The sequence below is a fragment of the Paenibacillus sp. HJGM_3 genome, assembly GCF_045062745.1.
Taxonomy (GTDB): Bacteria; Bacillota; Bacilli; order Paenibacillales; family NBRC-103111; genus Paenibacillus_AA.
Genome location: NZ_JBJGED010000016.1, coordinates 135,701 through 149,434, shown reverse-complemented (window position 1 = coordinate 149,434; position 13,734 = coordinate 135,701). Strand labels below are relative to the sequence as shown.

The 13,734-nt window shown below is 56.7% G+C and carries 17 protein-coding genes and 1 riboswitch; all 17 genes read left to right on the top strand.

Going from position 1 to position 13,734, the window contains the following annotated elements:
- The first annotated feature begins 62 nt into the window (after nucleotides 1-62).
- The 17 genes from ACI5FR_RS18520 (at nucleotide 63) to ACI5FR_RS18440 (ending at nucleotide 13,573) form a co-directional block, all read left to right on the top strand.
- Nucleotides 63-635, top strand: a complete 573-nt coding sequence (locus ACI5FR_RS18520; protein ID WP_405456948.1) for a manganese efflux pump MntP — start codon at nucleotides 63-65, stop codon at nucleotides 633-635.
- A 14-nt stretch (nucleotides 636-649) separates the two neighbouring features.
- A complete protein-coding gene (locus ACI5FR_RS18515; protein ID WP_405456946.1) occupies nucleotides 650-1,237 on the top strand; it encodes a low molecular weight protein arginine phosphatase in 588 nt (195 codons plus the stop codon).
- Nucleotides 1,238-1,328: 91 nt separating this feature from the next.
- A riboswitch (ZMP/ZTP riboswitch) is annotated at nucleotides 1,329-1,409 on the top strand.
- A gap of 92 nt (nucleotides 1,410-1,501) precedes the next feature.
- Complete coding sequence (rpiB, locus tag ACI5FR_RS18510; RefSeq protein WP_405456944.1) at nucleotides 1,502-1,960, top strand: ribose 5-phosphate isomerase B; 459 nt, start codon at nucleotides 1,502-1,504, stop codon at nucleotides 1,958-1,960.
- 23 nt (nucleotides 1,961-1,983) lie between these two features.
- Nucleotides 1,984-2,550 (top strand): TIGR01440 family protein, encoded by a 567-nt coding sequence (locus ACI5FR_RS18505; protein ID WP_405456942.1) that lies wholly within the window; start codon nucleotides 1,984-1,986, stop codon nucleotides 2,548-2,550.
- 36 nt (nucleotides 2,551-2,586) lie between these two features.
- Nucleotides 2,587-3,834 (top strand): serine hydroxymethyltransferase, encoded by a 1,248-nt coding sequence (locus tag ACI5FR_RS18500; RefSeq protein WP_405456939.1) that lies wholly within the window; start codon nucleotides 2,587-2,589, stop codon nucleotides 3,832-3,834.
- Between the two features lie 248 nt (nucleotides 3,835-4,082).
- Nucleotides 4,083-4,712 (top strand): uracil phosphoribosyltransferase, encoded by a 630-nt coding sequence (gene upp / locus ACI5FR_RS18495; protein WP_405456937.1) that lies wholly within the window; start codon nucleotides 4,083-4,085, stop codon nucleotides 4,710-4,712.
- A gap of 48 nt (nucleotides 4,713-4,760) precedes the next feature.
- Complete coding sequence (gene wecB / locus ACI5FR_RS18490; protein ID WP_405456935.1) at nucleotides 4,761-5,903, top strand: non-hydrolyzing UDP-N-acetylglucosamine 2-epimerase; 1,143 nt, start codon at nucleotides 4,761-4,763, stop codon at nucleotides 5,901-5,903.
- 240 nt (nucleotides 5,904-6,143) lie between these two features.
- Nucleotides 6,144-6,374 (top strand): AtpZ/AtpI family protein, encoded by a 231-nt coding sequence (locus tag ACI5FR_RS18485; RefSeq protein WP_405456932.1) that lies wholly within the window; start codon nucleotides 6,144-6,146, stop codon nucleotides 6,372-6,374.
- Nucleotide 6,375: 1 nt separating this feature from the next.
- Nucleotides 6,376-6,753: an ATP synthase subunit I gene (locus ACI5FR_RS18480; RefSeq protein ID WP_405456930.1), complete on the top strand. Its 378-nt coding sequence runs from the start codon at nucleotides 6,376-6,378 to the stop codon at nucleotides 6,751-6,753.
- Between the two features lie 34 nt (nucleotides 6,754-6,787).
- Nucleotides 6,788-7,576 carry a F0F1 ATP synthase subunit A gene (gene atpB / locus ACI5FR_RS18475; RefSeq protein ID WP_405456928.1) on the top strand — a complete coding sequence of 263 codons (789 nt, stop codon included), beginning with the start codon at nucleotides 6,788-6,790 and terminating at the stop codon, nucleotides 7,574-7,576.
- A gap of 99 nt (nucleotides 7,577-7,675) precedes the next feature.
- On the top strand, nucleotides 7,676-7,891 hold the full coding sequence (gene atpE, locus ACI5FR_RS18470; protein WP_405456927.1) for a F0F1 ATP synthase subunit C: 216 nt from the start codon (nucleotides 7,676-7,678) through the stop codon (nucleotides 7,889-7,891).
- A 112-nt stretch (nucleotides 7,892-8,003) separates the two neighbouring features.
- On the top strand, nucleotides 8,004-8,489 hold the full coding sequence (gene atpF / locus ACI5FR_RS18465; RefSeq protein ID WP_405456925.1) for a F0F1 ATP synthase subunit B: 486 nt from the start codon (nucleotides 8,004-8,006) through the stop codon (nucleotides 8,487-8,489).
- On the top strand, nucleotides 8,486-9,022 hold the full coding sequence (locus ACI5FR_RS18460; protein ID WP_405456923.1) for a F0F1 ATP synthase subunit delta: 537 nt from the start codon (nucleotides 8,486-8,488) through the stop codon (nucleotides 9,020-9,022). Before atpF ends, ACI5FR_RS18460 begins: the two co-directional genes overlap by 4 nt.
- A 22-nt stretch (nucleotides 9,023-9,044) precedes the next feature.
- On the top strand, nucleotides 9,045-10,559 hold the full coding sequence (gene atpA / locus ACI5FR_RS18455; RefSeq protein ID WP_405456922.1) for a F0F1 ATP synthase subunit alpha: 1,515 nt from the start codon (nucleotides 9,045-9,047) through the stop codon (nucleotides 10,557-10,559).
- Nucleotides 10,560-10,710: 151 nt separating this feature from the next.
- The gene (gene atpG, locus ACI5FR_RS18450; protein ID WP_405456920.1) at nucleotides 10,711-11,577 is read left to right on the top strand and encodes an ATP synthase F1 subunit gamma; all 867 of its coding nucleotides are present in this window, start codon (nucleotides 10,711-10,713) and stop codon (nucleotides 11,575-11,577) included.
- A 77-nt stretch (nucleotides 11,578-11,654) separates the two neighbouring features.
- Entirely contained in the window at nucleotides 11,655-13,064 is a 1,410-nt protein-coding gene (gene atpD / locus ACI5FR_RS18445) for a F0F1 ATP synthase subunit beta (protein ID WP_405456918.1), read from the top strand.
- 107 nt (nucleotides 13,065-13,171) lie between these two features.
- Nucleotides 13,172-13,573 carry a F0F1 ATP synthase subunit epsilon gene (locus tag ACI5FR_RS18440; RefSeq protein ID WP_405456917.1) on the top strand — a complete coding sequence of 134 codons (402 nt, stop codon included), beginning with the start codon at nucleotides 13,172-13,174 and terminating at the stop codon, nucleotides 13,571-13,573.
- Nucleotides 13,574-13,734 lie beyond the last annotated feature (161 nt).

Sequence of the window (13,734 nt, the reverse complement as noted above, 5' to 3'; positions counted from 1 at the left end):
TTTCCCCACTTGTCCGCATATGTTGGTTAAGAAGTGCAGGACAAGGATGTGGGGGAGATTCCATGACCGCCGTTACCATTAACGCCTCGGCACATGCCGGGCAATTCATTACGATTTGCATGATGGCCTTCGCCTTGGGCATGGACGCCTTCTCCCTCGGGATTGGCATCGGGTTGCAGGGCATCCGCCTGCTGCATATCCTCCGCATCAGTTTGGTCATTGCGCTGTTCCATGTTATGATGCCATTAACGGGGATGTTCATGGGCCAGTATGCCAGCGCCCTGCTGGGAGACGTAGCGCTCCTGGCCGGAGGCGGGCTGCTGCTTCTCCTCGGAGGCCATATGATCTACAGCGCCTTTCATACGACGTCCATCACGGCGTTCGACTATAGAACGCTGTGGGGCGTCCTGTTGTTCGCGATCAGCGTCAGCATCGATTCGATGTCGGTGGGCGTATCGCTAGGGTTGTTCGCTACCGATATTGCTTTGACCGTGCTCATGTTCGGCTTATTCGGCGGAATCATGTCCATCGCGGGCTTGCTGCTCGGCCGCAACGCCGGACGGTGGACGGGCCGATACGGCGAAGCGATCGGGGGCCTCATCCTGGTCGCGTTCGGCATCCGATTTCTATTTTGAAAGGGTGGGGTGGGATGAGCGTTCAGCGGATTTTGTTCGTATGCACCGGGAATACGTGCCGAAGCCCGATGGCGGAAGGCCTGTTCCACGTGCTGACGAAGTCGAGGCAGGGCAATTGGGAAGCACGATCGGCCGGCGTGTCCACGAATGGCGGGTCCCCGGTGTCCCAGCATGCCGCGACGGTTCTGAGCCGCAAGGGCGGCGTGGACAAGCGGCGGTCCGACAGTCTGAAGGCCGATTGGGTCGAATGGGCGGACTTGATTCTTACGATGACGGGTTCCCATAAGCAAGCGGTGCTCTCCCGGTTTCCCGAAGCGCTGGACAAAGTGTTCACGCTCAAAGAATTCGTGATGGACGATCCGGGCTTGATGCGGCTCCTGTCGGAGCGGGGAGAGCTTATGTCCGAGCTGCTCGTGAAGCAAGCGCTCATGGAGCGAATCGAGGAGCAGGAGCTCGACCGGCTGGAGGAGCTGGAACGGCAGCTGCCGAGCATGGATATTCAGGACCCGTTCGGCGGATCGCTGATGGAGTACGAAGCGTGCGCGGAGGAGATCGAGAGCGCCCTGCGCAAGCTGATCGAGAAGCTCGATTCCATGCGGTGAGCGGGAAACGGCGGCATCCGAGCGGGGCGGCCGCCTAGGCGGTAGACCCTTTACACTATAAGGCGATTGAGGTATGATGAAGATAAGATGTTGGACTCGGTGTAACTGGCGACAATCGGGGAGGACCCCAATGGAGCATCGAGGCATACGGCCGGTCGCCTGGGCAAAGAGCAACGATCGTTTTCGGACGATCGCCTGCTCTTTTTTTCATCTTGGGCCTTGTTTCGGTTATACTACAGGTAGATTGGAAGGAGGAGTAATCGTATGAAAATCGCAATTGGGGCGGACCATGCCGGCTTTCGGCTAAAGGACGACGTGATCGCTTATTTGAAGGAAGCGGGACATGATGTGGAAGATTTCGGCTGCCATTGCGCCGATTCGATCGATTACCCGGACTATGCGCTGCCCGTCTGCGAGCAAGTGGCGAGCGGTCAAGCCGACCGGGGCATTCTCATCTGCGGCACGGGCATCGGCATGACGATCGCGGCGAACAAGGTGCCGGGCATTCGCTGTGCCTTGGTGCATGATCTGTTCTCGGCCAAAGCAACACGGGAGCACAACGACTCGAATGTCTTGGCAATGGGAGAACGGGTCATTGGACCGGGAGTCGCCCTTGAGATCATCAAGATTTGGCTGGACACGCCGTTCTCCGAAGGCCCGCGGCACGCCAACCGGATTCGGAAAATCAAAGAAATGGAAGACAAATTCGCCATTCATCCTTAATTCAAGCTTGGGGTGATCAGGAAATGTCTAAGCAATCGAATGAGCTGCAAGCCGCCGACATCACGGCGGACGTGGAGCAGATTTTGCGCGAGCTCGTGCAGGCGGGTAACATCCGCCGCGGCCAGGTGGTCGTCATCGGCACGAGCACGAGCGAGGTCGTCGGCCAGCGGATCGGCACGGCCGGGACCGAGGATGTCGCAGAAGCGATCTTCCGCGCAGTCGAGCAAGTGCGGGGCGAGGTCGGGTTTCAGCCCGCCTATCAATGCTGCGAGCATCTGAATCGGGCGTTGGTGGTGGAGCGTGAGCTGCTCGACTCCAACCCGACGCTTGAGGAAGTGACCGTCGTCCCCGTACGCCAAGCGGGCGGCTCGATGGCGGCGTATGCGTACCGGCATCTATCGAATCCCTGCGTCGTGGAGTCGATCCAAGCCCATGCCGGCGTCGATATCGGCGATACGTTCATCGGTATGCATTTGCGTCGTGTCGCGGTCCCGGTACGTCCCTCGATCCGCACGATCGGACAGGCGCACGTGACGATGGCCTATACCCGGCCTAAGCTGATCGGCGGCGTCCGGGCGGTTTATCAATAATTCAACTATTTACTTATCCCGGGAGGAATCGGACTCATGGAACATTTGCGCAAAAGCGACCCGAAAATTATGGAAGCCATTCAACTGGAACGCGGCCGGCAGCAAGATAAAATCGAACTGATCGCATCGGAGAACTTCGTCAGCGAAGCGGTTATGGAAGCGATGGGCACGGTCTTGACGAACAAATACGCCGAAGGCTATCCCGGCAAGCGCTACTACGGCGGCTGCGAGTATGTGGACATCGTCGAAACGATCGCCCGCGACCGGGCCAAGGAACTGTTCGGCGCGGAGCACGTGAACGTGCAGCCTCACTCGGGCGCGCAAGCGAACATGGCTGTTTACTTGGCCGCCCTGCAGCCCGGCGATACCGTGCTCGGGATGAACTTGGCCCACGGAGGCCACTTGACGCACGGCAGTCCGGTGAACGCTTCCGGCCTGCTCTACAACTTCGTCGCTTACGGGGTAAGCGAGAAAGACTTCCGCATCGACTATGACGAAGTGCGCAAGCTCGCGTTCAAGCACAAGCCTCGCTTGATCGTAGCCGGCGCTAGCGCTTATCCGCGTATTATCGATTTCGCGGCTCTGGGCCAAATTGCGAACGATGTAGGCGCGCTGTTCATGGTAGACATGGCGCACATCGCCGGTCTGGTGGCCACCGGCCTGCACCCAAGCCCGGTCCCGTACGCGCATTTCGTGACGACGACGACGCACAAGACGCTGCGCGGGCCGCGCGGCGGGATGATCTTGTGCCGCAAGGCGTGGGCGCAAGCGATCGACAAGGCCGTGTTCCCGGGCTCGCAAGGCGGTCCGCTCATGCACGTCATCGCCGGCAAAGCGGTATCGTTCGGCGAAGCGCTGCAGCCTGAATTCGCGACCTACTCGAAGAACGTGATCGGCAACGCCCAAGTGTTGGCCGAAGGGCTGATGGCCGAGGGCCTGAACATCGTCTCCGGCGGCACCGACAACCACTTGATGCTAGTAGACCTCCGCAGCATCAACATCACCGGCAAGGACGCCGAGCATGTGCTCGACGAAGTTGGCGTGACGGTGAACAAGAACGCGATTCCGTTCGATCCGACGAGCCCGTTCATCACGAGCGGCATCCGGATCGGGACGCCGGCCGCTACGAGCCGGGGCATGGACGCGGCCGCGATGAAGCAGATCGCCAAGATCATCGCGATGACGCTGAAGAGCCCGAAGGACGAGAGCGTGTTGAACGAAGCCCGCGGCTTGGTGAAGCAGCTGACGAGCCAATATCCGCTTTACGCCGGCTTGTCCTACTAAGTATTACGAAGGGTTATGGATCCCGAAATCACGCACCTCCGAAGCGCCGCTGCAGGCGGCATCCGGAGGTGTTTTTGTGCGGCTGCGCAGGCATAACCGGTGGCCTTTGATTCAGAAATGCCTGCCAGAAGCTGGCGTGTAAATGAATCGTGCAACGCGCAAAATACAATGATATAATAGGACGGGTATTTGGACGAAGTCGCGCATGGAACACGATGGCAGACTCATTAGGTTCAGGAGGAATTCGCATGAGCAAGGTTTTCGTATGTGACCATCCCTTGATACAGCATAAGCTCACATACATACGCGACGAGAATACGACCACCAAAGATTTCCGGGAGCTCGTCGATGAAGTCGCGACCTTGATGGCGTACGAAATCACGAGGGACATTCCGCTCCAGCACGTCTCCGTGAAGACGCCGGTCAGCATGGCCGATTGCCGGGTGATCTCCGGACGGATGCTCGGGCTGATTCCGATCCTCCGCGCGGGGCTCGGGATGGTGGAAGGCATCCTGAAGCTGATTCCGGCGGCCAAAGTCGGTCACGTCGGCTTGTATCGCGATCCGGAGACGCTCAAGCCCGTGGAGTATTACGTGAAGCTGCCGACGGACGTGGAGGAACGGCTGCTCATCGTGATCGATCCGATGCTCGCAACGGGAGGATCCGCCATCGCGGCGATTCAGGCGCTGAAGAACCGGCAGTGCAACCAGATCAAGCTGATGTGTCTCATCGCGGCGCCCGAAGGGATCGCGGCGGTCCAGCAGGCTCATCCGGATGTGGACATCTATGTCGCAGCGATCGACGATTACTTGAACGATCATGGATACATCATACCCGGCCTCGGCGATGCGGGGGACCGGCTGTTCGGGACCAAATAGAGAATTCCATTGGGTATTAGGGATAGGGAAAGAAAGGGAGAGGGAACGATGCAACGTCTGAAAATCATGACCATCTTCGGAACGAGACCGGAAGCGGTGAAGATGGCTCCGCTCGTCCTCGAGCTGGAGAAGCATCCGGAGCACATCGAATCGATCGTCTGCGTCACGGCGCAGCACCGGGAGATGCTCGATCAAGTGTTGGACGTCTTCCGCATCAAGCCGGATTACGACCTGAACGTGATGAAGGCCGGCCAGACGATCAACGAACTGACGATCCGCATGCTGCAGGACCTGGAGCCGGTGTTCCGCGAAGCGAAGCCGGATATGGTCCTCGTGCATGGCGACACCAGCACGACGTTCGTGGCGAGCTATGCCGCCTTCATGCAGCAGATCGCCGTCGGCCATGTGGAAGCGGGGCTGCGGACGTGGAACAAATATTCGCCTTATCCGGAGGAGATGAACCGCCAGTTGACGGGTGTGCTCTCCGACGTTCATTTCGCGCCGACCGATTGGTCCGCGAACAACCTCCGCCGCGAGAACAAGCCGGAATCGGCCATTTATATCACAGGGAACACGGTGACTGACGTCGCGCAATACGTGACCAAGGAAGAGTACTCCCACCCCGTGCTCGACTGGGCCGGCGACCGGCGCCTCGTGCTGATGACCGCCCACCGGCGGGAGAACCAGGGCGAGCCGCACCGCAACATTTTCCGGGCAGTGCTGCGGCTGGTGGATGAGTTCGAGGATATCGTGGTCGTGTACCCGGTTCACATGAGCCCGGCGGTACAAGGGCCGGCTCGCGAGATCCTGGGCAACCATCCGCGCATCAAGCTGATGGACCCGCTCGATCTGGTAGACATGTACAACTTCTTCCCGCGCACCCACCTGATCTTGACCGATTCGGGGGGCATTCAGGAGGAAGCGCCTTCGTTCGGTATTCCGGTTCTCGTGCTCCGTGATACAACCGAACGGCCGGAAGGCGTCGAAGCCGGAACGCTGGAGCTCGTCGGCACCAACGAAGACTTCATCTACGCCCGGGCCCGTACGCTGCTGACCGACGAAGCGGCTTATGCCAAGATGAGCCGGGCGGCCAATCCGTATGGGGACGGACAAGCGTGCAGCCGAATCGTGCAGGGGATTCTTCATCATTTCGGGCGGATTTCGGACAAGCCGGCTCCCTTTACGACATAACGAACGGCCCCCCCTTGCGAACCTTGTCGACTTTTTGTGCGAAACCAAACAGTCGTACTGTATGCTGTCGGGTTACCGATCGCCGAGATCCGTTGTCCCGCAAGGGATGGCGGTCTCGCGTTCACACAATGTTTGAATTTATTAGAATTGACAAACATTGTTCAGCTTCGATACAATTAGTGAGGATTGTGAGGTCTCTTCACCGTGGGAATGATGATTTTCCAGGAGGAGGCATGGCGCATGAGCAAGCCCCGTTCACAAGATAATCCATGGAAGGCTGTTGGACTGGTGAGCGCTATTGGCGTGGAGCTGGTCGTTTGCATGCTCGGCGGGTACTTCGGAGGCACAACTTTGAGCCGCTGGCAGGGTGGACAGCCTATTTGGATTGTGGTCGGCATTATGGCAGGCTTTGCAGTCGGGGTCGCCGGCGTCTTTCTCTTATTACGACATTTCACGGAAGGCTCTGACTAGAATGGATGACTTCTCAGCCCACCTGAAAGCGGTACAAAAGTTCACCCTCTTTTTTTTGTCCTTTTGTTTCTTCGCCTGGGCGCTGCTGCCGGAGTATCGCGCATACAGCATGGGGTTGATCGTAGGGACTTGCGTCAGCTACATCAACGCGCAATATCTTGCTATGAAGATTCAGCAGTTGACGAAGGCTGTGGTGGAGAAGACGAACCGCAAGGTGAATCTCGGCTTCATCACGCGCGCTTCGATCGCGCTCCTCACCGTGGTGCTGGTCGTGAAGTACCCGGAGAAGATTGCTTTATCCACGACGCTCGCAGGATTATTTGTCGTGCAATTGGCAACACTCCTATTGGGTATTGTTTCTAACTCTAGGAGAAAGTAACGCATATTCCGCGGAAAGGGGTGAAAAATACTGCATGCATCAATCCGTTATCGTAACGCTAGGTGGCATTGATTTCGATTTGACAACGCTGTTCATGATTACTTTGACTTGCATAATCGTCGCAATTCTTGCAATTGCCGGTACTCGGCGACTCTCTGTAGACAAGCCTGGAAAAATGCAAAACTTCTTGGAATGGATCGTCGATTTCGTAAGCGGCTTGATCTCCAGTACGATGGATATGAAGAGAGGACGTGCGTTCCTCATGCTCGGCATCACGCTGATCATGTTCATCTTCGTCGGCAACATGCTGGGTCTTCCGTTCGGGATCATTACCGAGCACGAACATGCATTCTCGTTCTTGGGCGCAGAAGTGCTCTCCCAAGCCGACATCGACAAGGCGATCGCCGATGGTGAACACGGGATCGGACTGGTTTGGTGGAAATCGCCGACAGCCGACGCTTCGGTCACGATGGCTTTGGCCCTTATGGTCATTCTCCTCACGCACTACTTGGGTCTGATCAAGAACACGAAGCAATACCTGCACCACTACATCGAACCGCACTGGGGCTTCTTCCCGCTCGCGGTCATCAAGGAAGTTTCCAAGCTTCTGACGCTCGGTTTGCGTCTCTTCGGGAACATCTATGCCGGCGAGGTCTTGATTACCGTCATTCTCATGGCGGGGGTAGCGGGTACGATTCCGCTGATCATATGGCAAGGCTTCAGCGTGTTCGTAGGCGCGATCCAAGCGTTCGTCTTCACAATTCTGACGATGGTTTACATCTCGCAGAACTTGCCGCACGACGAGCACAAGCACGAGCATTAAGATTGGCTTTGGCTTACCGCTTCAACCGGCGGTAGGTTCATATAGCAATTCAATTACAATCCTAAATCTTAGGAACCTATATCGAGGAGGAAGTTAAAAATGGAATTTCTTGCAGCAGCAATTGCTATCGGTCTGGGCGCATTGGGCGCAGGTATTGGTAACGGTTTGATCGTTGGTCGTACGGTAGAAGGGATCTCCCGTCAACCTGAGCTTCGCGGTACTTTGCAAACGACGATGTTTATCGGTATCGGTCTCGTAGAAGCCTTGCCGGTTATCTCCCTCGTATTTGCATTGCTCTTCACGTTCGTATTGTAAGAAGGTGTGGCGGGGAAGGCTGCGGCTTCCGCGCCTTCGTTTTGCCCGCCGTCCCGTTACTGCGTAACGGAAGCTTTACAGGAAGAAACCGCCCAGAAGGGAGTGACCCGAGTTGAGTTTCGTATGGACATCGTTTGTATATGCGTTAGTTGCATTTGGGATATTGATGTGGGTGCTTAAGAGATATGCGTTCGGCCCGTTGTTCGGCATCATGGAGAAGCGTCAAAGCTTAATCCAGGAACAAATCTCCACGGCTGAGAAAAACCGTGCGGAAGCCGAGCGTCTGTTGAACGAACAGAAGCAAGCGATTCAATCGGCGCGCAAGGACGCGTACGATCTGATCGAGCAAGCGAAAGTAACAAGCACGCGTCAAGCGGACGACATTCTGGCGCAAGCTAAGGATGAAGCGAACCGCCTGAAGAATGAAGCGCTCAAGGATATCGAGAACGAGAAGAACAAGGCTGTTGCCGCATTGCGCGGGCAAGTTAGCGCCATGTCTGTTTTGATTGCCTCTAAGATTATCGAAAAGCAAGTGGACGAGAAATCCCAGCAAGAACTGATTGACCAATACCTGAAAGAGGTAGGGGGCAATGTATGAGCAGGGAAATGATCGTAGCCAAACGTTACGCGAAGGCGCTCTTTGAGGTCGCCCAGCAGCAAGGCAACGTGGCGCAGGTCGAGGAGGAGCTCAAGGGAATCCTGCAAGTGATTCGTGAGAACGCCGACTACGGGAAACTGCTTGAACATCCGAACATCTCTGCTGCCGACAAGCTTGGGCTGGTGAAGCAAGCGTTTGAAGGGAAAGTGTCGACTGCCGTGCTGAACACCCTGCAGTTGATCGTGGAGCGAAGAAGAGAATCCGTGCTCGCGGATCTTGTAGATAGCTATGTGAAAGTGGCCAATGAAGCGTTGGGTCAAGCGAACGCGACGGTTGTCAGCGCCTACCCGCTCACGGCCGAGGAATCGCAGCAAGTAGCGGAGAAGTTCGGTCAAGTTACCGGCAAGCGGATCCGCGTCACCAATGTGGTCGATGCCAGCCTGATCGGCGGCATTCAAGTCCGCATCGGCGACCGGCTGTATGACGGCAGCATGTCCGGCAAGCTGAAGCGCTTGGAGCAGGCTCTTAGTTAAAATTAGTTAGGGGTGAGGTTCGTTGAGTATCAGACCTGAAGAAATCAGCACGCTGATTAAACAGCAAATCGAGAATTATCAATCCGACATTCAAGTCGTTGACGTAGGTACCGTAATTCAGGTGGGTGACGGGATTGCCCGGGCTCATGGTCTGGAGAACGTAATGGCGGGCGAGCTTCTCGAGTTCGCCAACGGTGTTGTGGGTATGGCCCTCAACCTGGAAGAAGACAACGTCGGTATCGTTATCTTGGGCCCTTACACGGACATCCGTGAAGGCGACCAAGTGAAGCGGACCGGCCGCATCATGGAAGTACCGGTCGGCGAAGCTCTGCTCGGCCGCGTCGTTAACGCGCTCGGGATGCCGGTAGACGGAAAAGGCCCGATCAACACGACGCACTTCCGTCCGGTAGAATCGAACGCTCCAGGTGTTATCGACCGGAAATCGGTTCACGAGCCGATGCAAACCGGGATCAAGGCGATCGACGCGATGGTACCGATCGGCCGCGGCCAACGCGAGCTTATCATCGGCGACCGTCAAACCGGTAAAACGTCGATCGCGCTCGACACGATCATCAACCAAAAAGGCAATGGCGTGCTCTGTATCTATGTCGCCATCGGCCAAAAGCAATCCACCGTCGCTAACGTGGTGGAAACCCTTCGCCGCAACGGCGCCTTGGAGTACACGATCGTTGTAACGGCAGGCGCTTCCGAGCCGTCTCCGCTGTTGTTCCTGGCTCCATATGCCGGCGCTGCAATGGGCGAATACTTCATGTACAACGGCAAGCATGCGCTCATCGTGTATGACGACTTGTCCAAGCAAGCGGCCGCTTACCGCGAATTGTCCTTGCTCCTGAGACGTCCTCCGGGCCGCGAAGCTTACCCGGGCGACGTATTCTACTTGCACTCCCGCTTGCTGGAGCGCGCTGCGAAGCTGAACGACGAGCTGGGCGGCGGTTCCTTGACGGCTCTGCCGTTCATCGAGACGCAAGCGTCCGACGTATCGGCTTACATTCCTACGAACGTAATCTCGATTACGGACGGCCAGATCTTCCTGGAGTCCGACTTGTTCAACGCCGGCCAACGTCCTGCGATCAACGTCGGTATCTCCGTATCCCGCGTAGGGGGCTCCGCGCAGATCAAAGCGATGAAGCGCGTCTCCGGCTCCCTGAAGCTCGACTTGGCTCAATACCGCGAGCTCGCGGCGTTCGCCCAGTTCGGCTCCGACTTGGATAAGAGCACGCTCGCCCGCTTGAACCGCGGTCAGCGCACGCTCGAAATCCTCAAGCAGCCGAACAACAACCCGCTGCCGGTAGAGAAGCAAGTCGTGAGCATCTTCACGGTCGTTCGCGGTCACCTCGACGACATTCCGGTTCAAGACGTGCAGCGTTTCGACCGCGAATTTCTCGCCTATGTCGACGCGAACTTCCCGCAAGTGTATGCTTCGATCCGCGACACCAAGGACTTGAAGCCTGAGAACGAAACTGTGCTGGTGGAAGCAATCGAAAAGTTCAAAAAAGGATTCGCTCCTTCGGCTTAAATAATAACCCGGCTTGTGCAAGCGGATGTGACCTAGCATCCGCTTTCGCCAAGCTTGTCCCCTTACCGAATTTCGCCCCAAGATGTGTGCGAAAATCGGTGTGAAGCGTACGATGTAACCTTTCCCATGGGAAAGGGTGGAGGTGAAATGCATGGCAAAAGGAATGCGCGATATTAAACGCCAGATCAAGAGCGTTCAGAATACGAAGCAAATCACGAAGGCGATGGAGATGGTGGCGGCCGCCAAGCTGCGCCGCTCCCAGGAGGCCGCTCAATCGGCACGTCCTTACGCGGAGAAGATTCAGGAAGTGGTCACCAGCATCGCTACCGGGACGAAAGGCATCAAGAATCCGATTCTCGTGTCCCGCGACATCAAGAAAACCGGATACCTCGTCATCACCTCCGACCGGGGGCTGGCCGGCGGCTACAACTCGAACCTGCTGCGCAAGCTGATGCAGACGATTCGCGAGAAGCACAAGTCCAGCAATGAATATGTGCTGCTCGTAGTAGGGCGGAAGGGCCGCGACTTCTTCAAGAAACGGAACATGCCGGTTTTGGAGGAAGTAACGGGGCTGTCCGATTCGCCGAAGTTCGCGGATATCAAGGATCTCGCGTCCAAGGCGGTCAGCCATTACATCGCCGAGGCGTACGACGAGCTCTACATCGTATACAACAAGTTCCACAACGCGATCTCCCAGGAGCCGGTGTTGAACCGTCTGCTGCCTCTGGAGATGACGGGAAGCAAGTCGGCTGCGGCTGTAGCGAACTACGAATACGAGCCGTCACCGGAAGAAGTGCTGGATGTGCTGTTGCCGAAGTACGCGGAGACGCTGATCTTCAGCGCCCTGCTGGAAGGCAAAGCGAGCGAATTCGGGGCCAAGATGACGGCGATGGGCAACGCGACGCGCAATGCGACGGAGATCATCACCAACCTCACGCTGGTCTACAACCGGGCTCGCCAAGCGTCCATCACGCAAGAAATTACGGAAATCGTAGCCGGAGCGAACGCTCAGGGCTAGTTACGTTTAGCATCACTCAACGCAGGATGAGGGTTACGAAGTAACTTTTCGAACGAAAAGTTTTAAGGAGGAACAAAATGAACAAGGGACGCGTGTTGCAGGTAACGGGACCGGTCGTCGACATCGAGTTCGAAAAAGGTCACCTGCCTCAAATTTATAATGCGGTCAGAATTCAAAAGCAATCGCAAGGCCCGAACGAGCCCGACATCGACCTTACAGTCGAAGTTGCCGTTCACTTGGGCGACAACGTAGCCCGCTGCGTAGCCATGTCCTCTACGGACGGCCTCGTGCGGGGGACGGAAGCCGTTGACTCCGGCGCTCCGATCAGCGTACCGGTAGGGGAAGTGACCCTGGGCCGGGTATTCAACGTATTGGGTCAGCCGATCGACAACGCGGGCGAAATTAGTGCTCCTGTCGTTAATCCGATCCATCGTCAAGCTCCGGCATTCGACGAATTGTCCACGCAAGCGGAAATTCTCGAAACCGGGATCAAGGTCGTTGACCTGCTGGCTCCATACGCGAAGGGCGGCAAGATCGGTCTCTTCGGCGGCGCTGGCGTTGGTAAAACCGTTTTGATCCAAGAATTGATTAACAACATCGCGCAAGAGCACGGCGGGATCTCCGTATTCGCCGGCGTTGGCGAGCGTACGCGTGAAGGGAACGACTTGTACCACGAGATGAAGGACTCCGGCGTTATCAGCAAAACGGCGATGGTGTTCGGGCAAATGAACGAGCCTCCGGGTGCGCGTCAACGCGTGGCATTGACGGGTCTGACGATGGCGGAATACTTCCGCGACACGGAAGGCAAAGACGTGCTGCTGTTCGTCGACAACATCTTCCGCTTTACCCAAGCGGGCTCCGAAGTATCCGCCCTTCTTGGCCGGATGCCGTCCGCGGTAGGTTACCAGCCTACGCTGGCCACCGAGATGGGCGGTCTGCAAGAGCGGATTACGTCCACGAAGAAAGGCTCCGTTACGTCCATCCAAGCGATTTACGTTCCGGCGGACGATTACACCGACCCGGCTCCGGCAACGACATTCGCTCACTTGGACGCAACGACCAACTTGGAGCGTAAAATCTCCGAGATGGGCATCTACCCTGCGGTGGATCCGCTGGCATCGAGCTCCCGCTTGCTGCAGCCGGACATCGTAGGCGAAGAGCATTACCAAGTCGCTCAAGGCGTGAAGAAGATTCTGCAGCGCTACAAAGAGCTTCAAGATATTATCGCGATTCTCGGGATGGACGAATTGTCCGACGACGACAAAGTCATCGTCCTCCGCGCCCGCAAAATCCAACGTTTCTTGTCCCAAGCGTTCCACGTGGCCGAGCAGTTCAACGGCTTCCCGGGACAATACGTGCCGGTCAAAGAAACGGTACGCAGCTTCAAAGAAATTCTCGATGGCAAGCATGACGATCTGCCGGAAGCCGCCTTCTTGTTCGTAGGGACGATCGAAGAAGCGGTCGAAAAAGCAAAAAGCATGAAGTAATTCCGTAACGCAGCTGAACCGGGCGGATGTCCTGCAGGGACTCGTCCGGGGAAGCAGCGCGGCTTACGAGGAAGCTTTCCACCCGAAAGCTCTCAGGAGGAATTCACGTGAGTACTTTTTTATTGGAAGTGGTAACGCCTGAGCGGATTGTCTATTCTCAGGATGTGAATATGGTCATCGTCAAGGGCGCTGCCGGGGAACTCGGCATCCTGCCGAACCATATCCCGCTTGTGACTCCGCTGAAGATTGCCCCGGTTACGATCAAGAAGGGGAACTCGAGCGAGCACTTGGCGGTGAATGGCGGCTTCATGGAGGTTCGCAAAGAGAAGGTCGTGATTTTGGCGGAATCCGCCGAAACTCCGGGCAATATCGATGTGGAACGGGCCCGTGCAGCGAAAGGCCGCGCCGAACAGCGACTGGCCAGCAAGCAGGACGAGATCGACTTCCGCCGGGCCGAGTTGGCGCTGCAACGCGCGATGAACCGGTTGGATGTCGTATCGAAGGTGTAACTGGAGGAGCAAAGGATTTCGATCCTTTGCTTTTTTGTTTGGGTATGCAGGAGTTGAATGTTGTGAATGACTACAAGGAAGGACAGATTATCGTCACCGGGGGACATAGACGATTCTGGGGGCATTTGGTATAATTGTAGGGGTGTTTATTTGGGTAAGCG